We start from the raw sequence: 19,850 nt of genomic DNA on the forward strand, positions 1-19,850 counted from the left end.
AGACGCAACGACGGTGGAGCAGATCGTCGAGCGTCGTCAGCGACGCCAGACCTATCGCCAGATTGCCCAGGCGCTGGGAGTTGGCCAGAGCACGGTGGCGCGCATTCTCAAGCGTAAAGGGCTGAATCGTCTGGCGACGCTGACGCCGCCAAGGCCCGATAATCGCTATGAGCACGCCGCACCCGGGGATCTCCTGCATCTGGATATCAAGAAGCTCTGCCGCTTCGAGCGCCCGGGCCATCGGGTCACCGGCGATCGCCAACAGGCCACGCGTGGCGCAGGGTGGGAGTATGTCCACATCGCCATCGACGATCACTCGCGGGTGGCCTTCGGCACCCGCTATCCAGATGAAACCGGCTGGAGCGCGTGTTACGCGCTGTTGGAGGCCATACGCTATTACCGAGGGCTGGGGACTCGCTTCACGCGGGTGCTCACCGACAATGGCGCCTGCTACCGATCCAGAGCGTTTCACCGCCTGTGCCGGCGACTGGGGCTGAAGCACAAGCGTACTCGCCCCTATACGCCCCGCACCAACGGCAAAGCAGAACGATTCATTCAAACCGCTCTGCGCGAATGGGCCTATGCCCGGTCGTACAAGAGCTCGAAGGAGCGAGGCCAGCATCTGCTCGCCTGGCTCCATCAGTACAACTGGCATCGACCACATGCCAGCCTGAATTATCAGCCTCCGGTGAGCCGGCTGGGGCTTTCCGTGAACAACCTGGTGGGTTTACACAGCTAGCGCGCGGACTGCTCGCGCACGGCGTCGAGATCCCACGCCTTGAGCAATGACACCGCCGGCTCTTCCGACGCCAGCCCGCTGCCGTTGACCTGCATCAGAATGCGCCCATCCATCAGGAAGGAGGCCTCGGCGCTGCCGTTATCGGCGTCCCACTTGAGGATGGCCGACTCACGCCCGATGCGAATACGCTCCATATCGGGCTGGGCGGCGATCAGCGCCGGATTGCTGAACATCGCCGACATGGCCTGAATCATCGGATTGTCGATCATCAGTTGAGCGGTCAGCCGACCCTCTCCCCCCTCCTGCCGATACTCCCGCTCCAGCATGCTGCCTCTGCCCCCGAACATCGCCGCCCCGCCACCGCCACTGGTGCTGACCTCGGCGGCGCTCCACCCTTCGGGAGGGTCGGGAAAGGTCTCGGCGATTCGCGCCGACATCAGCTTGCGGATATCGCTGATGGCGAACTCCAGCTCGGTGATCGCCGCGCCGTACTCCTCTCCCTGGTAGAGCTCCAGGCCCAGCTCGATCTGCTCCGTGACCTCATCGGCCAGGGCCTGTGTCGCCCAGCCACTCAGGCTCAGCACACCTGCTGCAAAGAGTGTCATGCTGCGTTTCATTTTGGTTTCCTCGTCTATGCGGGGCCCATGCTGTCGATATTGAGGGTAGCTCACCCCCGACTCGATGATCGCCTGCCTCGACGGACGCTGGCGGGTGGTCGCCTATCGGCAGAAGGCAACGGCGGGTATCATGCCTGCCCTCGTCCACCATCGCGGGAGGTCCCATGCCCATCCTCAACGCCATCGTTCATCGCATCGAGAAGAGCGGTGACACCCCGGCCCGCCTGCTGCCGGCAAGCGCCCCCCTGCCCGAGTCCGAGGCCCTGGAGGCCATGCTCGAGGGGCTGACCCGCGCCTATCACGCCAAGAACAAGGCGTGGGGCCACTTCGCGGAGAGCGGCCAGGACGACGAGGGTGATGCCGGCGCCTCAGCGCTGGCGGCGGAGCTCACCGCCTACCTCGAGGAGCAGCGCGACTTCGTTGCCTTGACACGAGACCTCGTCGAACGCCTCGCCAGGCTGCTGGATGCGCACCTCTCCGTTTCCGGTGACCTGATGGTGCTGGACACACGCTACGGCGATGCTCGCTTCCTGACCCTGGCCCTGCTGCACCATCGCGAGGGGTTCGCCATCGACGACGACCTGCAGCCGACGCCGGCGCGCCAGCTCAACCTGACCCATATGAGCTTGGCCGCCCGGCTCGATATCAGCCAGTGGCAGCGCGGCGACTCCCGACAGTACCTCTCCTGGACCCGCGAGCGCGGCGGCAAGGCGCTGGCCGAGGGCTTCGCGGCCCTGCTGGGTGCCGTGGAGGGCGTCGATGCCCCGGGAGAAACCCGCACCCTGCTCAAGGCCTTCAGCGACTATGTGGAGCAGGAGGACCTGCCCGAAGAGAGCAGCCGTGAGAAGACCGAGACCCTGGTGGACTATGCCAGCGAGCAGGCCAGCCGGGGCGAGCCGATCACCCTGGAGGAGCTCTCGGGGCTGCTCGACGAGCAGCAGCCGAAGGCCTTCTACGACCATATCCGCAACGCCGACTACGGGCTGTCGCCGGAGATCCCCCCGGATCGCAAGACCCTGAACCAGTTCAAGCGCTTTACCGGGCGCGCCGGCGGCGTCTCGATCAGCTTCGACTCCCATCTGCTGGGCTCCAGCGTCGAGTACGACGAGACAGGCGACCGTCTGATCATCAAGCAGGTGCCCAAGCAGCTCAAGGAGCAGCTCAAGGGTCAGGGCTAGGGAGGCTGTGATGTCATCACGTCCCGATCCTCGCGTACTGCTGCGCCTGCTGGGCCTGCTGGCCCCCTACCGATGGCGCCTGCTGCTCGCCGCCCTGGCCCTGCTGCTGGCCTCGGGCAGCGTGCTGCTGCTGGGCCAGGGGCTGCGCCTGGTGATCGACCGCGGCTTCATGGATGCCGACAGCGCCGCCCTGGGACGCACCCTGGGCATGATGCTGGTCGTGGTCACGGTGCTGGCGATGGCCTCGGCACTACGCTACTACCTGGTGTCCTGGATCGGTGAGCGGCTGGCCGCGGACCTGCGCCGTCGGGTCTTCGACCACCTGTTGACCCTGGAGCCCGGCTTCTTCGAGAGTGCCCAGGCGCCCGGCCAGGCCGCCGGCGAGATCACCTCGCGACTCACCGCCGATACCAGCGTGCTGCAGAGCCTGTTCGGCTCCTCGATCTCCCTGGCCCTGCGCAACCTGCTGATGCTGATCGGTGCCGTCTTGCTGATGCTGGCGACCCAGCCATGGCTGTCGGCCATCGTGTTGGTGGGCATCCCGGCCACGGTGCTGCCGATCCTATGGTTCGGCAGGCGGGTGCGGGGGCTCTCGCGGGCCAGCCAGGACCGGGTGGCCGAACTCGGCCGCTATGCCGACGAGGCGCTCTCCGGCATCCGTACCATCCAGGCCTTCACCCATGAGCGGCTCGATCGGCGCGACTATGCGGGCCGCGTCGAAGAGGCCTTTGCCAGCGCCATCGCGCGCACCCGCCAACGCGCCTGGCTGACCGGCATCGCCATGCTGGTGGTCTTCGCGGCGGTGGGCATCATGCTATGGCAGGGCGGGCTGGCGGTGCTCGCCGGTGAGATGAGCGCCGGCGAGCTCTCGGCCTTCGTCTTCTATGCCGTCCTGGCGGCCGGCGCCGTGGCCACACTCGCCGAGGTGGCCGGCGATGTGCAGCGCGCGGCGGGGGCCGCCGAGCGACTGCTGGAGCTGCTCGACACCCGCCCTGGCATCGCACCACCGAGTCGGCCGACACCCCTGCCTCGGCCACTGGCCGGGGAGATTCGCCTGGAGGGAGTGAGCTTCACCTATCCGGGCCGGGAGACCCCGGCGCTCGAGGCCATCGACCTGACCATCCGCCCGGGCGAGCGGGTGGCGCTGGTCGGCCCCTCGGGCGCCGGCAAGAGCACCCTGCTCGCGCTGCTGCTGCGCTTCCATGACCCGGACCGCGGCACCCTGCGCCTCGACGGCATCGACCTTCGCGACCTGGCCCCCTTCGAGCTGCGTTCGGCCCTGGGCCTGGTGGCCCAGGAGCCGGTGCTGTTTACCGGCAGCGTGGCCGACAACCTGCGTTACGGGGACCCCGATGCCTCTAACCAGGCCCTGCGCAAGGCGACCGAGGCGGCCAATGCCCTGGCCTTTATCGAGGCGCTACCCAGGGGCTTCGACACCCCGCTGGGTCCCGGGGGCGTGCAGCTCTCCGGCGGCCAGCGCCAGCGCCTGGCGATTGCCCGGGCGCTGCTCAAGGACCCTCGGGTGCTGTTGCTGGACGAGGCGACCAGCGCCCTGGATGCCGAGAGCGAGCGGCTGGTACAGCAGGCCCTGGACCGGCTGATGGTGGGACGCACGAGCCTGGTGATCGCTCATCGCCTGGCCACGGTGGTCGCCGCCGACCGACTCCTGGTGATCGACGAGGGACACCTGGTGGCCGCCGGTAGCCATGACCAGCTGCTCGACACGAGCCCACTCTATCGCCGCCTGGCCGAGCTGCAGTTCGGGCGGCAGGCAGCCCGGCAGTGACGTGCCGCTCTTGCAGGTCTAGCCAAACAGGCCGAGCTGACGATCGATCAGTGTGCTGAAGTCATCGCCGACGAAGGCGAGGATGGCATCCGCCACCGGCTGCAGCTGACGACTCAGGTAGTGGTCGACATCGATCGGCGAGTACCACGCCTCCAACGGCTCGGGGCCCGCCACCGTCATCACATAGCGTATCCAGCCACCGCGCTGATAACGACGCGGCCGGCCCAGCCGATCGTTGGCTTCATCGGCCAGACGTGCCGCCCTGACATGGGGCGGCACATTGCGCTGGTACTCATCGAGACGTCGACGCAAGCGCTTGCGATAGACCAGCCGCTCGTCCAGTGACTCCCCCTGGGCCTTTTCGATAAAGGTGTTCACGTAGTCGCGCAGATAGTCCCGGTAGGGTTCCCGCCGAAAGACACGCCGGTAGAGCTCACGCTGGAACTGCTGGGCCAGGGGCGTCCAGTCGCTGCGCACCGTCTCCATCCCCTTGAAGATCACCCGCTCCTCGCCCGATGGCTCACGTACCAGGCCGGCGTAGCGCTTCTTGCTGCCCATCTCGGCCCCGCGGATCCTGGGCATCAGAAAGCGTCGAAAGTGTGCCTCAAGCTGAAGCTCCAGCGCACTGGTCAGGCCATGCTCGACCCGCAGATGTTCCCGCCACCAGGCGTTGATATGGGCAGCGAGTCGTCGACCGATTTCTGCCGCTTCCTCTTCTTCATGGGGCCGCCCGAGCCATACGAAGGTGGAGTCGGTGTCCCCATAGATCACGCGATACCCCTCGGCCTCGATCAGCTCCCGGGTGCGGAGCATGATGGCGTGGCCGCGCATGGTGATCGACGAGGCGAGGCGCCTATCGAAGAAACGACAGCCCTTCGAACCCAGCACACCGTAGAAGCTGTTCATGATGATCTTGAGTGCCTGGGAGAGCGGTGCATTCCCCCCCCGCCTTGGCCTCTTCTCGGCCGGCCCATACTCCCTCGACGATGGCCGGCAGCGCATGCTGGGTACGAGAGAAACGCGCCCCTCGAAAGCCGGGCACGGAAGCAGCGTCTGTCGGCTCGGCCAGTCCCTCGACCAGCCCCGCCGGGTCGATCAGAAAGCTGCGGATAATCGACGGATAGAGGCTCTTGAAATCCAGCACCAGTACCGAATCGTAGAGCCCGGGGCGTGAATCCATGACAAATCCCCCGGGACTCTCGGCCACGTCTCCCTCGCCAAGATTGGGGGCCACCCACCCCAGGCGATGCAGGCGTGGCAGATAGAGATGGGTGAAGGCCGCTACCGAGCCCCCGCTACGGTCGGCAGAAAGCCCGGTTACCGACGCTCGCTCGAGCAGGAAGTCCAGCAGCTCGGTTCTCTCAAAAATACGCGTGACCAGCTCACAGTCCTTGAGGTTATAGCGGGCAAGGGCGGGCTTGTCCTCGGCGAACATCCGTAGAATCCCCTCCAGCCGCCGGTAGGGATCCTCGATCGCCTTGCCCTCACCGAGCAGCGTCTGCGCCACGCTCTCCAGGCTGAATGAAGGGAAGCTCCAGGTGGCCGAGCGCAGCGCCTCGATGCCATCGATGATCAGGCGCCCCTCGACGGAGGCGAAGAAGTGGTGAGGCCGATAGCCGGGCGCTCGCCATGCCATCTCGCTGCCACCTCGCCCGAGCCTTAGCGGCACACCCAGCCGCTCGGCATGCTCACGCAGCACCCGCAGATCGAACTGCACCAGATTCCAGCCGATGATGGCGTCGGGGTCATGCTCGGCAAACCAGGCATTGAGACACTGGAGAAGCTCGCGCCGAGATTCACAGTAGTCGAGCCGGAAGTCGAGCTCTCCCGTCGTTCCACTGGGGGGGCCCAACATGAAGACCTGACGCTGCCCACACCCTTCGAGAGCAATGGAGTAGAGCTCACCCTGGCCACTGGTCTCGATATCCAGCGAGACCGTACGCAGCCGGGGACGATAGTGTGGCGACGGACGCAGCCGTGCCTCGACCCACCCTCCCTCCCCGTCGGTCACGCCGCCAACCTCCACCGGTGCGGTAATGAAGCGCTCCATCAGATAACGCTCGGACGGAAGAATGTCCGCCTCGTACACACTGACACCGGCCTCCTCCAGGCGACGTACCAGCGCCAGCAGCCGACGATACTGCCGAGCGTAGAGGCCAACCACCGGGCGGTGCTGGAAGTCCTTGAGCTTGAGCTCACGCAGCTGCACGCCCTTCTCCCGCCCCACGACACGCTCGGCAAGGGTCATATGCTCCTTCGGCAGGAAGGCCACCGCCGTCTGGCGCGGCAGCGAGACCCGCAGCGGGCCCTCATCCGTGGCCAGCCACAGCCATACGTCTATTCCCTCGGGGGTGTCCTGCCAGTGGCGGCTGAGAATAAAGCCTTGATGGGTCGACAAGGGCCCTACCCCAGTCCGCTCAGCTGGCGCACGCCTGCCGCCGAATCGGCCAGTATCAGCCAGCCCGAGACAGCGATATTCGCCGCGACACATGCCCACAGAATGCGACCGAAGGGTTGCTTACGGGTCTTGTGTCGAAACCAGTGACGCCCCAGCAAGGCACCCGGCCAACCGCCCACCAGGGCAACGAGGTGCAGCGTCGACTCACGGATTCGCCGCCAGTTCCGGCGCGCCGCGACCTTGTCGATCCCATAGAGACACAGGGCCAGCAGACTGGCCAGGATGTAGCCCCATAACTGCGGCGTCATGAGGTTGGCACCAAAACGACAAGGTCGGGAGTAAAGAGCGGCGGGTCGAACTCTCCCGGGTAGCCGCCTGGGTTGGCGATAACGCGAGTCCCCGCGATTTCGACATCGACCGGCTCGTGGACGTGGCCGTGGATCCAGAGGTCCATGCGCCCCATCAGCTCGGGCAGATGAGACGCGAAGGCCGGTGAGGCCGCATCGCCCCGATAGCCGGGCGGAATGCACTCGGCCAGCGGCGCATGGTGGCTGATCACCACCCGGGGGCCGCCGAAGGGCTCGGCGAGCGCCGACTCCAGCCAACCCCGCGCCTTGGCATGCAGGCGGCGGCTCTCCGCCGGGGTGAACACCACTCCGTTCGGCTGCTCAACGATGCGAAAGTCCGGCATAAAGGCCAGTACCCTCTCCTCGGTAAGCGCCGGGTCGTGATCGGGCTCGCCGGCGTAGAGGTCGAAGTCGGTCCACAGGGTGGTGCCATAGAAGCGCACGCCGTCCAGGGTCAGTGAGCGGTTGTCGAGCAGGTGGATGCCGAGCCTGGTCGCCTCGTCGGCCAGCTCCTGGCGAAGCACCGGCATGCGGGTCCGGTAGAACTCATGGTTGCCGGGGACATAGAGAATCGGCGTGCCGGCGAAGCGCTCGGCCGCCCACTCGAGCCCTCGGGTCCTGCGCGAGATATCACCGGCCAGAATCACCGCGTCGCACTCCACATCCGGCAGCTCTCGCCCTTCATCGAAGCACTCGAGGTGCAGATCGGAGAGTATCCTCAATCGCATGGTTCAGATCCCTTTACGGCAAGCCATTGGTGACAGTGTGATGAAGACTTCTAGAGAAGGCTATGCGCCCAGACGAAGGCTATCCGTCATAGTGCACCGCCAGCCAGATGGTCGTCTGCTCCGGATCCGACCACGTCACGCGGTGTCGGCAGTGTGCCGGAATCACCAGATGATCGCCCGGGCCGAGCTCTCGCTCCTCGCCCGTCGCGAAGGCCAGCACCGCACGCCCCTGCAGCACCGCTACCCACTCGTGCTGGGGCTGATCGTACCATCCCTCTTCAGGCGAACTGTGACCGCGCGAGACGATGCGCTCGATGCGCACCCCCTGGCCGGCGGCCAGCTCATCGAACTGCTCTTCCTGCATTGTGTCCGATATCGACGCGAACAGATTTTCCAACATGCCATGCTCTCCTTTTGAGGTGCCACACTCGATTTCTCATTAGCCGGCAGTATCCATCCTCCATCTACCCCACTTCCATGCTCTCACTTTCTATCCTCTTTCTATCCAATATGGGCAAGAGGAAATTTGTCCCGGTTGACGCCCTTCCGTACACTTGTTTGATCCCTCTACCCCTCTGAAGACTAGCCGAGGCATGACTCATGGCGTTTGATTCCACTTCCACCTATGTAGCCACCGAGGCCCTCAAGCAGGCGGTCAACGCCGCGGTGACCCTGGAGCGCCCGCTGCTGATCAAGGGAGAGCCCGGCACCGGCAAGACCCTGCTCGCCGAGGAGCTGGCGGCCTCGCTGGGCACCGAGCTGCACACCTGGCATATCAAGTCCTCCACCAAGGCCGCCCAGGGGCTCTACGAGTACGATGCGGTAAGCCGCCTGCGTGACTCCCAGCTGGGCGTCGAGGGCGTGGAGAACGTCGCCAACTACATCAAGCCCGGCAAGCTGTGGGACGCCTTTACCGCCGACAAGCGGGTGGTACTGCTGATCGACGAGATCGACAAGGCGGATATCGAGTTCCCCAACGATCTGCTCCAGGAGCTGGATCGCATGGAGTTCCATGTCTATGAGACCGGCGAGACCATCACCGCCCGCCACCGCCCGATCATCATCATCACCTCCAACAACGAGAAGGAGCTGCCCGACGCCTTCCTGCGCCGCTGCTTCTTCCACTACATCGAGTTTCCCGACCGCGACACCATGCAGGCGATCGTCGATGTGCACTTCCCCGATATCGCCCCGAAGCTGGTCAGCGAGGCGCTGGAGGTGTTCTTCGACCTGCGTCAGGCCCCGGGCCTCAAGAAGAAGCCCTCCACCTCGGAGCTGGTCGACTGGCTGAAGCTGCTGATGAGCGACGAGCTGGCCCGCGAGGCGCTCTATCAGCGTGACCCGGTCAAGGCGATCCCGCCGCTGGCAGGCGCGCTGGTCAAGAACGAACAGGATACCCAGTTACTGGAGCGGTTGGCCTTCATGATGCGCCGCCAGGGCAACCAGAGGCGCTGAACCATGTTTATCGGCCTGTTCGAGACCCTCAAGCGTGCCGGCGTCCCGGTATCGCTGCGCGAATTGCTCGACCTCCATGCGGTGGTGGAACGCGGCGTGGTCTTCGCCGACATGGAGGCGTTCTACCAGATTGCCCGCACCGTGATGGTCAAGGATGAGCGCCACTTCGACCGCTTCGATCGCGCCTTCGCCGCCTGGTTCGAAGGTCTCGAGAACCTCGACGCCGCCATCGAGGCGCTGATCCCCGATGACTGGCTGCGCCGCGAGTTCGAGAAGCAGCTCTCCGATGAGGAGAAGGCCCGGATCGAATCCCTGGGCGGCCTCGAGCAACTGATCGAGACCTTCAAGAAGCGTCTCGAGGAGCAACAGGAGCGCCATGCGGGGGGCAACAAGTGGATCGGTACCCGCGGCACCAGCCCCTTCGGCGCCTACGGCTATAACCCGGAGGGGATTCGCATCGGCCAGGATGGCTCCCGCCACCGGCGTGCGGCCAAGGTGTGGGATGAGCGCCGCTTCCGCGACTATGACGACTCCCTGGAGCTTGGCACGCGCAACACCAAGATGGCGCTGCGCCGGCTCAGGAAGTTCGCGCGCCAGGGGGCAGCGGAGGAGTTCGATGTCGATGCCACCATACGCGAAACCGCGCGGGATGCCGGCCTGCTCAACGTGCAGATGCGCCCCGAGCGCCATAACGCGGTGAAGGTGTTGCTGCTGCTCGATGTGGGCGGCTCCATGGACGACCATATCCGCACCTGCGAGGAGCTGTTCTCGGCGGCCCGTTCGGAGTTCAAGCATCTGGAAGCCTACTACTTCCATAACTGCATCTATGAGGGGGTGTGGCGCAGCAGTGCCGGCACCCAGACTCGCCGTCATGCCGAACGCATCCCGACCATGGAGTTGCTGCACACCTATGGCGATGACTATCAGGTGGTGATCGTCGGCGATGCGGCCATGTCGCCCTACGAGATCACCCATCCCGGCGGAAGCGTGGAGCACTTCAATGACGAGGCCGGCGCGGTGTGGCTGAAGCGCGTGATCGACAAGTTCCCGCGCCTGGTATGGCTCAACCCCATGCCACGTCACACCTGGGACTTTACCCACTCCACCCGGCTGATCCGTCAGCTGCTCGAGGATCGCATGTACCCCATGACCCTCGAGGGGCTGGAGGGCGCCATGCGGGAGCTGGCTAAATAGCCTTTAAGGGCTATAAACCCATTTAATAGCCTTCACAGGCTATAAAATGGCAACATAGCCACAGGCGGCTATACTGAAACGCATGCTCAAGGAGTGACTGCGTGTTCGAGAAGACCGCCCCGACCCAACGCATCGCCGTGCTGACCGGCGACGTGGTCGACTCACGCAAGGTGAGCGACCGCCGTCGCCTCTATCGCCTCCTGGACGACAGCCTGCAGCGCCTGGCAAGCCACCATCAGGGTCATGCCGAACGCTTTCGCGGCGATGGGTTCCAGATCGCTCTGCCCCAGGCTCGGCATGCCATGACGACGGCCATCGCCCTGCGTGCGGCGTTGATCGAACACTCCGAACCCGATCAACGCTGGGATGCCCGTATCGCGGTGGCCGTGGGGCCGGCCAGATGGCACGCCGACCTGCGCATCGCCGAGGCCGATGACGCCCCCTTCGTCGCCTCGGGGCGCCGACTGGATCGCCTGGGAGAAGGCGACGCGCATCTCGCGCTGACACTGCTCGACGACCCTGACGATGGCAGCCTGGCGTTGCTGATGCGCTTCCTCGATGACCTGCTCGCTGGCTGGTCCCCCTATTCGGCGGAGGTGGTCCAGCTGAGCCTCGAGCGGACCCTGTCCCAGCAAGCCATGGCGACGCATCTCGGCATCAGCCAGCCCAGCGTCTACAAACGCCTGAAGGCGGCACGCTGGCCCCTGCTCAGCGATACCCTCGCCTATCTCGAGACCCGCCTGGCCGACAAGGACGCTGGCTCATCATGACACCGAACGAACTCTCGCTGCTGCTGGGCCTGGTGCTTGCCCATCTGGTCGGCGACTTCCTGCTGCAGCCGCGTCACTGGGTCGAAGAGCGTTTTCGACTACGCCACCGCTCACGCCGCCTCTACTATCACAGTGTCGTGCATGGGGGACTCACCGCCCTGGTGCTGCTTGTCGCGATCCTGTTGCTGCCCGACTCGCCGGGGCCGGCAGGGGTACTCGTCGGCGTCTTGGGGGTGGGAGTCAGCCACTGGATAATCGATCTGGTGAAGGCCCGGCTACCCGGCACCTTGCGCTGGTTCCTGCTCGATCAGGCGCTGCACCTGGGCGTGCTCATCCTGATCTGGCTGGCCTGGCTCGGCAGCATGGCGCCGCTGGAAGCCCTCGGTGCCTGGCTGCTCTCGCCCGGGGTTCTGGGCGTGGCGGCGGCCTACCTGATCGTGACGCGCCCCCTGTCGTTTGCCATTGCCATGGTGTTGACGCCCTGGAGCCGCCAGGTCGAGGAGGCGGGCACGCTGGACCAGGCCGGGGCACATATCGGCATGCTCGAGCGCCTGCTGGTGCTCTCCCTGGTGCTGCTGGATCAGCTCGCCGCCGTGGGCTTTCTGCTCGCGGCCAAGTCGGTATTGCGCTACGGCGACCTGCGTGAGGCGGGGGATCGCAAACTGACCGAATACGTGCTGCTGGGCACCCTGGTCAGCGTTGCCACGACGCTGGTGCTGGGCCTGACGCTGCGACTTCTGCTATCCAGCCCCACATAGGGAGTGCGATTCGACGATGGCATTGAGATTACCGCCATCGCCAATCAGGCACTCAGGGCGCCGGCCTCCTCCTCCTGAAGGCTGCGCATATGACCATCACGCTCCACCGCCATATGCCATGACAGCGCCTGCTCCAGGCAGTGCGGCGTATGGCCACCGCGTCGGCAGGCCTCCTCGAAGTAACGCCGCAGCGCCGGACGATAGAGCGGGTCGACGCACTGCTCGATCACCCTGACCGCACGCTCCCTGGGCGCCAGCCCACGCAAATCGGCCAAACCATGCTCGGTCACCAGGATATCGACGTCGTGCTCGGTATGGTCCACATGGCTGGCGAAGGGGACCACGCTGGAGAGATCACCCCCCTTGGCCACCGACTTGGTGACGAAGATCGAGAGCTGGGCGTTGCGGGCGAAGTCGCCGGAGCCGCCGATGCCGTTCATCATCTTCGTCCCCCCCACATGGGTGGAGTTGACGTTGCCGTAGATATCCACCTCGAGGGCGGTGTTGATCGCGATGATGCCCAGACGACGCACGATCCCCGGATGGTTGGAGAGCTCCTGGGGGCGCAGGATCAGGCGGTCGCGATAGTCATCCAGGCGAGGCCACACTCGCTCGCCACAGGCCTCGGAGAGGGTGATGGAGCAGCCGGAGGCGTAATCGAGCTTGCCCGAGTCGAGCAGGTCGAAGGTCGAGTCCTGAAGCACCTCGGAGTACATGGTCAGATGCTCGAAGGGCCCCTCGGCCAGCCCGGTCATCACCGCATTGGCCATGGTGCCGATGCCGGCCTGCAGGGGCAGCAGCGAGGGCGTCAGTCGTCCGATCCTGACCTCGTCGGAGAAGAAGCTGATCAGATGATCGGCGATTCTCTGCGTATCGACATCCGGCGGCAGCACCGTGGAGGGACTGTCCTTGCCCTTCGTCACCACGATGGCGGCGATCTTCTGCGGGTCGATCGGGATATAGGGGGTGCCGATGCGCGAGTCCGGCGCCACCACGGGAATCGGCGTGCGCGTGGGCCGCATCTGGGGGATATAGATATCGTGAAGCCCCTCGAGCTCGGCGGGAGCGTCGAGATTGAGCTCGATGATCACCTTGTCGGCGAGGATCGCATAGCTGGCGGAGTTGCCCACCGAGGAGGTGGGCACGATGCCGCCCTCTTCGGTGATGGCACAGGCCTCCACCACCGCCACGTCGATCTCGGCCAGCTGACGATTGCGCAGCAGCTCCACGGTCTCGGAGAGGTGTTGGTCGATAAACATCACCTCGCCGGCATTGATGGCCCGGCGCAGGGTGGCATCGACCTGAAACGGCATGCGCCGCGACAGCACCTTGGCATCGGTCAGCACCTTGTCGAGGTCATTGCCCAGCGATGCGCCGGTCATCAGGGTGATCGAGAGCGGACTCCGTGCGGCACGCTCGGCCAGGGCACGCGGCACCTCCTTGGCCTCACCGGCCCGGGTAAAGCCGCTCATGCCCACCGTCATGCCATCCTCGATCAAGGCCGCGGCCTGCTCCGCGGTACACCGCTTGTCCTGCCAGCCGACCCAGCGGCAACGCGCCTCGATCGAACCTGTGTCGCTCCTATCCAAGATCATCTCCTTTTACGGTCGGCATGGAGGCCGAAAGACAGAATGGATCATGTCATGATGCTTACATGCTTTTATTTAGCACGCTAGTTGTAAGAACAGTCAATTTAACCTTGGCCATGAGCTGTCTGTGCAAGCCTCTGTGCACCCCTGGAAATGGCCGCCTTTTGCCGCGCCCGTGGCTTGGCCGTACAATGCCAGCATCATTGCCGCCCTTGCGGCCCCCCCTTTGACTACCGAGGAAACGCCGGACCCATGCGCGCTACCCAGATGCTGATTTCCACCCTGAAGGAAACCCCCGCCGATGCAGAGGTCATCAGCCACCAGCTGATGCTGCGGGCCGGCATGATCCGCCGCCTCACCTCCGGCCTGTACACCTGGTTGCCGCTAGGAGTGAAGACCCTGCGCAAGGTCGAGCGCATCGTGCGTGAGGAGATGAACCGGGCGGGCGCCCAGGAAGTGCTGATGCCGGCGGTTCAGCCTGCCGAGCTGTGGCAGGAGTCCGGCCGCTGGGAGCAGTACGGCCCGGAGCTTCTGCGCCTCCAGGATCGCCACGACCGCGACTACTGCGTGGGCCCCACCCACGAAGAGGTGATCACCGACCTGGTCCGCAAGGAGATCGCCAGCTACAAGCAGCTGCCGGCCAACTTCTATCAGATCCAGACCAAGTTCCGCGACGAGATTCGCCCGCGCTTCGGGGTCATGCGCTCCCGCGAGTTCATCATGAAGGACGCCTACTCCTTCCATGTGGACGAGGACTCCCTCAAGGAGACCTACCGGGCGATGTATGACGCCTACACGCGGATCTTCACCCGCCTGGGGCTGGACTTCCGCCCGGTGATCGCCGACAACGGCGCCATCGGCGGTACCGGCTCCCACGAGTTTCATGTGCTGGCCGAATCCGGCGAGGATGACATCGTCTTCTCCACCGACTCCGACTACGCCGCCAACATGGAGAAGGCCGAGGCATTGCCGGCGCCGCTGGGCAGCGATGTTCGGCGCGCCGCCCCCGGCGAGGAGCTGCGCCTGGTCGACACCCCGGATGCCAGGACCATCGCCGCTTTGGTGGAGCAGCACGGCCTGCCCATCGAGAAGACCATCAAGACACTGATGGTTCACGCCGCCGAGGGCGGCCTGATCGCCCTGTTGGTGCGTGGCGACCACGAGCTCAACGAGGTGAAGGCCGAGAACCTGCCCGAGGTGGCCGCCCCGCTGACCATGGCCGGCGAGGAGGAGATCCGCGCCGCGGTGGGCGCCGGTCCCGGCTCCCTGGGGCCGGTCAACCTCGAGATGCCGATCATCATCGACCGCAGCGTGGCGCTGATGAGCGACTTCGGTGCCGGCGCCAACATCGACGGAAAGCACTACTTCGGCATCAACTGGGAGCGTGATGTGGCGCTGCCCAGGGTGGCCGATATCCGCAATGTGGTCGAGGGCGACCCCTCTCCGGATGGCAAGGGTGTGCTCGCCATCAAGCGCGGCATCGAGGTAGGCCATGTCTTCCAGCTGGGGCAGAAATACTCCGAGGCCATGAACGCCAGCGTGCTGGGTGACGAAGGCCGTGCCATCCACCCCTGGATGGGCTGCTACGGCATCGGTGTCACCCGCGTGGTGGCCGCCGCCATCGAGCAGAACCATGACGACGCCGGCATCATCTGGCCCGACGCCCTCGCCCCCTTCCATATCGCGCTGGTGCCCATGAATGCCCACAAGTCCCAGCGCGTACGCGAGGAGTCGGAGAAGCTCTATGCCGAGCTGAGCGCCGCCGGTTTCGAGGTGCTGCTGGACGACCGCGACCTGCGCCCCGGGGTGAAGTTTGCCGACCACGAGCTGATGGGACTTCCCCACCGCCTGGTGGTGGGCGATCGCGGACTGGACAAGGGTGAACTGGAGTACAAGGGACGCCGTGACAGCGATGCCACCATGGTGCCGGCCGGGGAGATCCTCGACTTCCTGCGTCAGAAGGTTCAGCTGGGTTAACGCGCAGCGCCCGCTTGTCGCCCTGGTGATGGGCGGGTGGTTGGCCACGGCGTCAGCGGCCGACGAGCAGGGTTTCCTGAGCGCGCTCGAGGCCGAGGGCAAGCCATTGCTGGTCCAGCCGCTGCCGCCCGCGCCGCACACCCTGCGCACCACCCTCGACGAGGCTCTCTCCCGCCCTCGCCCACCTGCCGAGGTGTGGGCCGCGCGTCAGTGGCTCAACGCCATGGAGCCCTCGCTCGAGCGCTATATCCAGGAGCCGATACTGCGCCGCGAGCTGCTGCGCCGGGTCTATCACGAGGCGACCCTGGCGGGCCTGCCTCCCGCGCTGGTGCTGGCCCTGATCCAGGTGGAAAGCGCCTTTCGAGTCGACGCGGTCTCCTCTGCCGGGGCGGTTGGTCTGATGCAGATCATGCCGTTCTGGATCCGCGAGCTGGGCCTGCCTGCCGATGATCTCAAGGACCCCTGGCGCAACCTGCGCTATGGCTGCACGATACTGGCCCACTATCTGGCGGTGGAGAACGGTGACCTCACCGACGCCCTGGCCCGCTACAACGGCAGCCTGGGCAAGACCTGGTACCCGGAGCGGGTGATGCGCGCCTGGCAGCGCCACTGGCGCCCCGCCGAGGAGCGCCTGACGGTACAGCGCTGACCGGCGCAGCTACTCGGCGGCGGTCACCAGGCCGGCATCGGCAAGACCTGACAGCAGGCGACAGACATCCTCGGTGACCGACGCAAGCGGCTCGCCGTAGTGCTCGGCCAGCAGCTCTCCCAGCTCCTTTCCGGCAAGCGATTCCTGATCCAGCAGACGCCAGATCATCATGCCCGTTTCGTTCAGACGATGTATCTCGCCGCGACCAGACTGGATCAGGAAAAGCTCCTGGCCAAGCGGATAGGCTCGGACCTCCCGGCTTGTCACCCAGCGCCGCTGCGCCGGAACCGGGTCATTCACCCCGGGCGCACCACGCCTATCAGGTTGAGACGCCTCGCGTCTGCCGATGTCACAGCCTTGATTTTCCTGCATGCCTCCTTCGAGCGTGGCTCCCAGATGGCGCGCTGCCGCCAGCGGTTCGGCATAGCGCAACAGCAGACAGGGGACACGCTCCATCAGTGGAAGCAGGTGTGCCATCAACGCCTCGGGGCGGGCATGGTAGGCGAAGTTCTGAGCAAGCAGCTGCAGCAACCCCTCCCCAGGCTGGAGCCGGATGATATCGGGGCTGGTTAACCGGTCATCGCGCTCGAGGAGAACCAGAGCACCCACCGCACACCGCTCACCATGTTCAGCAAGCCCATTGCCCGGCGGCAATACGAAGCGGTAGCGTGAATCCTCGGGGCCGGCATGGGCCTCGGCATACTCGACCAATGGCGGCGAGAAGCTCTCCTGAAGCGGCAGACGTAACCTCGGCGCCATGCCCAGCGCGACACCCTCCCCCTCTCGTGTCAGACCCAGTACATCGTCCCCGAACAGCCGATAACCAGCCGCGGAAAAGGCCACCGCCAGAGTGCTCTTGCCGGCCCGATGACTCTCCGGGAACAGCACCAAACGGCCATCAACTTCGACAGAAGCACAATGCAGCCCCAGCAGTGAAACCTCACGGTCGAGATAATCACCGCCCAGATCCGCGATCAGGCTGCATACCGCCGCCGTCGACGTCGGTAACTCGAGTCCGCGGGGCAGCCGGGGCGAGCGCTGCAGATAGCCCCCGGGGCTTCTCCGCAGTCGGATGGCGGGCGCCAATCCCCGGGCTCGCCTGATGGAGAGTGGCCAGCGCGATAGTGCCTGCCTTAGCGCCTCGACGACGTCGGGCGTCTCCTCTACACGCAGGCAGCGACCGAGACCAGGGAGCGAAATGTCAAATGAACCGTCCATCATCGCCGATAATCGGGCCGACCAAAGACGATATCCTCGACGATCGTCAATGGATCCTCGCGATATTCACGCAGGCGACGACGGTCTTGCTCATATTGCCGGTGCGAATGATAGCGGCCGCCATTTCTGTAGTGACCATCATCCCGATGGTGATGGTGGTGGCCCCTCTTCCCCTTCCGGTAGCCCTCATCGTAACGACTGGGTCGTGAATGGCTGGGACGCGACCAGCTGGGTCGTGAGTGGCTGGGTCGCGAACGATGTCCCCCGCCCCAGGCATGGGCCTGGCCAACACTGAGCAACGTGGGGGCTACATAGGCACTGGCCACTCCTGCCCCCAGAGTGGCAAGCAACCGTCGGCGGCGCTGGCGATGCTGCTCAGCAGCCGTATTCTCATGATCCTGTTGTGACATATCAGCCTCCAGATTACCCAATAGGCCATAATCGAACACTGTTCATCCTAACCATTGAGAAGACGAGAAGCGGCCGTCGGACGAGTGTTGTCGATTTTTTCCATGAGCGTTGCAGAGTCGCGACACTCGATGACCAATAAAAAAAAGGGGTATCCGGAATAAATGGTTGATTCGTAGATATCACGTCGAGGTAACACCCCGTCTACGCAACGGACTAGCTGGTTGGTGGATGGTTAGAGGACTGTCCCATCTGTTGACAGAGTCGTCACCAGAAGGCGGTGGCCAGCCCCGCTAATCGATACTGAGCGAGAGCCGAGCCACGCACCAGTCCCATACCGCATCTCGCGGGGCATGAGGTAAGGATGATCGCTTGCGGACGAGGAAATAGCTGGGCTCTTTGATCATGGTCTCATGCGTGACCTCCACTAGACGCCCGGCCTTAAGATCCCCCGCCACAAACGCTCGGCATGCCAAGGCGACGCCCTGGCCAGCCAGGGCTGCATCCAGGGCTAGTGTCGTCTGGTTGAATACCGCACCGGGCAGCTTGCCGTCGGCACGCAGAAACATCGGCCAGTGATCGTGTGCGTCATGCAAGAGCGGAAGCTCCCTAAGCCGTTCGGTAGAGAGGGGGAGCGGTAACTCTTTGACCAGATGGGGGCTAGCGACCGCGACCAGCTCCTGGTGGAACAGCAGCTTGGCCTCTAGTCCGGATGGGAACGGGGGGCGGGTTAGCCGCACTGCGATATCCACCTGGTCGCGCTCAAAATCGGAGAGCGCTTCGGTGGCGACCGTGCGCAATTCCACTCCGGGTAGAGCGGCGTTCAGCTCGGCTAGACGAGGGATCAGCAGCTTCGCGGCGAAGGTCGGCGCAACACTGATCGTGACAGTGTCCGGTCGCTCCAGGAGTCGTCCGGTGGCGTCCCCGAGCGTATCGAAGGCGCGGGTCACGTCCGTCAGGTAGGCCGCGCCCTGTGGCGTCAGGGCGAGGCCGCGCGGCAAGCGCTGGAACAGGGCCTGGCCCAGGTGCTCTTCCAGCGCACGCACCTGCTGCGCAACGGCGCCTTGGGTGACGCCCAACTCCTCGGCGGCGGCTCGGAAACTCAGTCGGCGGCCTGAGACCTCGAAGGCACGCAGGGCATTGAGAGGGGGGAGCTTGCGGCGAGATAGCGTCATGGCGGTGCCCTATAGTTTTTCTACAGTCTTACACGTTTATTTATCACGCGAAACTTCGGCTGTCACTTGACACAATGCCTCCAGAACCTGACCAAAGGAGGCTGTCATGGCTGAAGAAAAAGTGGCTCTCATCATGGGCGGTGGATCCGGTATGGGAGCCGCTGCCGCGCGCAGATTGGCTCAGGATGGCTATCGTATCGCCATCCTCTCCTCGTCGGGCAAGGGCGAGGCTCTGGCCAAGGAATTGGGTGGTGCCGGTGTCACCGGCTCGAACCAGTCACCCGACGACGTGAAGCGGGTCGTGGATCTGACGATGGCGACATGGGGGCGGATCGACGCGTTGGTCAATTCCGCAGGTCATGGTCCGCGCGCACCGATCCTCGATATCCCTGACGAGGACTGGCACCAGGGCATGGATGTCTATTTCCTGAGCGCCGTGCGCCCGATCCGTCTGGTCGCGCCGATCATGGAAGCACAGGGTGGTGGTGCCATCGTCAACATTTCGACTACCTGGGCTTTCGAGCCGTCCAGCGTATTCCCGACCTCGGTGGTATTCCGGGCGGGTCTGGCCAGCTTCACCAAACTCTTCGCGGATGCCTATGCGGCGAAGAATGTCCGCATGAACAATGTGCTGCCCGGCTGGATCGATAGCCTTCCCGAGGTCGATGAGCGCCGCGACAGCGTGCCGATGGGTCGCTATGGGACCGTCGAGGAAATCGCAGACACCGTGGCCTTCTTGCTGTCGGAAGGCGCGGGCTACGTCACCGGCCAGAACCTTCGCGTCGATGGCGGCGTGACCCGCTCCATCTGAAGACGCCTGTCCTACCGCCACAACGGGCCGCCTTTCCTCCGGGAAGGCGCTCG

Annotated in this window: 20 protein-coding genes; 11 read left to right on the forward strand and 9 right to left on the reverse strand. The window is 64.9% G+C overall.

Going from position 1 to position 19,850, the window contains the following annotated elements; all coding sequences use genetic code 11:
* On the forward strand, positions 1–739 hold a 739-nt coding region (locus tag IOC61_RS04405; RefSeq protein WP_195687654.1), incomplete at its 5' end, for an IS481 family transposase.
* On the opposite strand, the gene IOC61_RS04410 is transcribed toward IOC61_RS04405, so the two are convergent.
* Entirely contained in the window at positions 736–1,356 is a 621-nt protein-coding gene (locus tag IOC61_RS04410) for a hypothetical protein (RefSeq protein ID WP_229332916.1), read from the reverse strand. The two genes, IOC61_RS04405 and IOC61_RS04410, sit on opposite strands and share 4 nt — an antisense overlap.
* A gap of 164 nt (positions 1,357–1,520) precedes the next feature.
* Here IOC61_RS04410 and yejK point away from each other — a divergent pair, with 164 nt between their 5' ends.
* Together yejK and IOC61_RS04420 are read left to right on the forward strand one after the other, a co-directional pair.
* Positions 1,521–2,534 carry a nucleoid-associated protein YejK gene (gene yejK / locus IOC61_RS04415; protein ID WP_195687656.1) on the forward strand — a complete coding sequence of 338 codons (1,014 nt, stop codon included), beginning with the start codon at positions 1,521–1,523 and terminating at the stop codon, positions 2,532–2,534.
* 10 nt (positions 2,535–2,544) lie between these two features.
* Complete coding sequence (locus IOC61_RS04420) at positions 2,545–4,320, forward strand: ABC transporter transmembrane domain-containing protein (RefSeq protein ID WP_195687657.1); 1,776 nt, start codon at positions 2,545–2,547, stop codon at positions 4,318–4,320.
* A gap of 18 nt (positions 4,321–4,338) precedes the next feature.
* Here IOC61_RS04420 and IOC61_RS17620 read toward each other — a convergent pair whose 3' ends face one another.
* The 5 genes from IOC61_RS17620 to IOC61_RS04440 all read right to left on the reverse strand — a co-directional run bounded on the left by IOC61_RS17620 (position 4,339) and on the right by IOC61_RS04440 (position 8,193).
* Complete coding sequence (locus tag IOC61_RS17620) at positions 4,339–5,226, reverse strand: DNA polymerase domain-containing protein (protein ID WP_229332917.1); 888 nt, start codon at positions 5,224–5,226, stop codon at positions 4,339–4,341.
* Positions 5,174–6,718 carry a DNA polymerase II gene (locus tag IOC61_RS17625; RefSeq protein WP_229332918.1) on the reverse strand — a complete coding sequence of 515 codons (1,545 nt, stop codon included), beginning with the start codon at positions 6,716–6,718 and terminating at the stop codon, positions 5,174–5,176. Before IOC61_RS17625 ends, IOC61_RS17620 begins: the two co-directional genes overlap by 53 nt.
* A 5-nt stretch (positions 6,719–6,723) precedes the next feature.
* Complete coding sequence (locus IOC61_RS04430; RefSeq protein WP_195687658.1) at positions 6,724–7,026, reverse strand: DUF1294 domain-containing protein; 303 nt, start codon at positions 7,024–7,026, stop codon at positions 6,724–6,726.
* Positions 7,023–7,793, reverse strand: coding sequence for a metallophosphoesterase family protein (locus tag IOC61_RS04435; protein WP_195687659.1), 771 nt, complete (start codon positions 7,791–7,793; stop codon positions 7,023–7,025). The genes IOC61_RS04430 and IOC61_RS04435 overlap by 4 nt, the downstream gene beginning before the upstream one ends.
* 79 nt (positions 7,794–7,872) lie before the next feature.
* Complete coding sequence (locus IOC61_RS04440) at positions 7,873–8,193, reverse strand: cupin domain-containing protein (RefSeq protein ID WP_195687660.1); 321 nt, start codon at positions 8,191–8,193, stop codon at positions 7,873–7,875.
* Between the two features lie 200 nt (positions 8,194–8,393).
* Here IOC61_RS04440 and IOC61_RS04445 point away from each other — a divergent pair, with 200 nt between their 5' ends.
* The 4 genes from IOC61_RS04445 (at position 8,394) to IOC61_RS04460 (ending at position 11,970) form a co-directional block, all read left to right on the forward strand.
* Entirely contained in the window at positions 8,394–9,248 is an 855-nt protein-coding gene (locus tag IOC61_RS04445; protein WP_195687661.1) for an AAA family ATPase, read from the forward strand.
* Between the two features lie 3 nt (positions 9,249–9,251).
* Positions 9,252–10,442: a vWA domain-containing protein gene (locus IOC61_RS04450; RefSeq protein WP_195687662.1), complete on the forward strand. Its 1,191-nt coding sequence runs from the start codon at positions 9,252–9,254 to the stop codon at positions 10,440–10,442.
* A gap of 101 nt (positions 10,443–10,543) precedes the next feature.
* Positions 10,544–11,212 carry an adenylate/guanylate cyclase domain-containing protein gene (locus IOC61_RS04455; protein ID WP_195687663.1) on the forward strand — a complete coding sequence of 223 codons (669 nt, stop codon included), beginning with the start codon at positions 10,544–10,546 and terminating at the stop codon, positions 11,210–11,212.
* Positions 11,209–11,970 (forward strand): DUF3307 domain-containing protein, encoded by a 762-nt coding sequence (locus IOC61_RS04460; RefSeq protein WP_195687664.1) that lies wholly within the window; start codon positions 11,209–11,211, stop codon positions 11,968–11,970. The genes IOC61_RS04455 and IOC61_RS04460 overlap by 4 nt, the downstream gene beginning before the upstream one ends.
* A 44-nt stretch (positions 11,971–12,014) precedes the next feature.
* Here the strand turns inward: IOC61_RS04460 and IOC61_RS04465 are convergent, their stop codons facing one another.
* The gene (locus tag IOC61_RS04465; RefSeq protein ID WP_229332919.1) at positions 12,015–13,559 is read right to left on the reverse strand and encodes an acetyl-CoA hydrolase/transferase family protein; all 1,545 of its coding nucleotides are present in this window, start codon (positions 13,557–13,559) and stop codon (positions 12,015–12,017) included.
* A 252-nt stretch (positions 13,560–13,811) separates the two neighbouring features.
* On the opposite strand from IOC61_RS04465, the gene IOC61_RS04470 reads away from it, so the two are divergent.
* Complete coding sequence (locus IOC61_RS04470) at positions 13,812–15,536, forward strand: proline--tRNA ligase (RefSeq protein ID WP_195687666.1); 1,725 nt, start codon at positions 13,812–13,814, stop codon at positions 15,534–15,536.
* A gap of 40 nt (positions 15,537–15,576) precedes the next feature.
* Positions 15,577–16,185 (forward strand): lytic transglycosylase domain-containing protein, encoded by a 609-nt coding sequence (locus IOC61_RS04475; protein WP_420706329.1) that lies wholly within the window; start codon positions 15,577–15,579, stop codon positions 16,183–16,185.
* A 9-nt stretch (positions 16,186–16,194) separates the two neighbouring features.
* Here IOC61_RS04475 and IOC61_RS04480 read toward each other — a convergent pair whose 3' ends face one another.
* Entirely contained in the window at positions 16,195–17,271 is a 1,077-nt protein-coding gene (locus IOC61_RS04480; RefSeq protein ID WP_229332920.1) for a PqqD family protein, read from the reverse strand.
* Positions 17,272–17,390: 119 nt separating this feature from the next.
* On the opposite strand from IOC61_RS04480, the gene IOC61_RS04485 reads away from it, so the two are divergent.
* The gene (locus IOC61_RS04485) at positions 17,391–17,612 is read left to right on the forward strand and encodes a hypothetical protein (protein ID WP_195687669.1); all 222 of its coding nucleotides are present in this window, start codon (positions 17,391–17,393) and stop codon (positions 17,610–17,612) included.
* Between the two features lie 492 nt (positions 17,613–18,104).
* On the opposite strand, the gene IOC61_RS04490 is transcribed toward IOC61_RS04485, so the two are convergent.
* A complete protein-coding gene (locus tag IOC61_RS04490) occupies positions 18,105–18,986 on the reverse strand; it encodes a LysR substrate-binding domain-containing protein (RefSeq protein WP_195687670.1) in 882 nt (293 codons plus the stop codon).
* A 106-nt stretch (positions 18,987–19,092) separates the two neighbouring features.
* Here IOC61_RS04490 and IOC61_RS04495 point away from each other — a divergent pair, with 106 nt between their 5' ends.
* Positions 19,093–19,797, forward strand: coding sequence for an SDR family oxidoreductase (locus tag IOC61_RS04495; protein ID WP_195687671.1), 705 nt, complete (start codon positions 19,093–19,095; stop codon positions 19,795–19,797).
* Positions 19,798–19,850: the final 53 nt, after the last annotated feature.

This window comes from Halomonas sp. KAO (assembly GCF_015595025.1).
Lineage (GTDB): Bacteria > Pseudomonadota > Gammaproteobacteria > Pseudomonadales > Halomonadaceae > Halomonas.

Coding starts and splice junctions, on each gene's coding strand:
- IOC61_RS04410 (WP_229332916.1), bottom strand. CDS start 1,356: ATGAAACGCAGCATGACACTCTTTGCAGCAGGTGTGCTGAGCCTGAGT.
- yejK (WP_195687656.1), top strand. CDS start 1,521: ATGCCCATCCTCAACGCCATCGTTCATCGCATCGAGAAGAGCGGTGAC.
- IOC61_RS04420 (WP_195687657.1), top strand. CDS start 2,545: ATGTCATCACGTCCCGATCCTCGCGTACTGCTGCGCCTGCTGGGCCTG.
- IOC61_RS17620 (WP_229332917.1), bottom strand. CDS start 5,226: ATGAACAGCTTCTACGGTGTGCTGGGTTCGAAGGGCTGTCGTTTCTTC.
- IOC61_RS04430 (WP_195687658.1), bottom strand. CDS start 7,026: ATGACGCCGCAGTTATGGGGCTACATCCTGGCCAGTCTGCTGGCCCTG.
- IOC61_RS04435 (WP_195687659.1), bottom strand. CDS start 7,793: ATGCGATTGAGGATACTCTCCGATCTGCACCTCGAGTGCTTCGATGAA.
- IOC61_RS04440 (WP_195687660.1), bottom strand. CDS start 8,193: ATGTTGGAAAATCTGTTCGCGTCGATATCGGACACAATGCAGGAAGAG.
- IOC61_RS04445 (WP_195687661.1), top strand. CDS start 8,394: ATGGCGTTTGATTCCACTTCCACCTATGTAGCCACCGAGGCCCTCAAG.
- IOC61_RS04450 (WP_195687662.1), top strand. CDS start 9,252: ATGTTTATCGGCCTGTTCGAGACCCTCAAGCGTGCCGGCGTCCCGGTA.
- IOC61_RS04460 (WP_195687664.1), top strand. CDS start 11,209: ATGACACCGAACGAACTCTCGCTGCTGCTGGGCCTGGTGCTTGCCCAT.
- IOC61_RS04470 (WP_195687666.1), top strand. CDS start 13,812: ATGCGCGCTACCCAGATGCTGATTTCCACCCTGAAGGAAACCCCCGCC.
- IOC61_RS04485 (WP_195687669.1), top strand. CDS start 17,391: ATGAACCGTCCATCATCGCCGATAATCGGGCCGACCAAAGACGATATC.
- IOC61_RS04490 (WP_195687670.1), bottom strand. CDS start 18,986: ATGACGCTATCTCGCCGCAAGCTCCCCCCTCTCAATGCCCTGCGTGCC.
- IOC61_RS04495 (WP_195687671.1), top strand. CDS start 19,093: ATGGCTGAAGAAAAAGTGGCTCTCATCATGGGCGGTGGATCCGGTATG.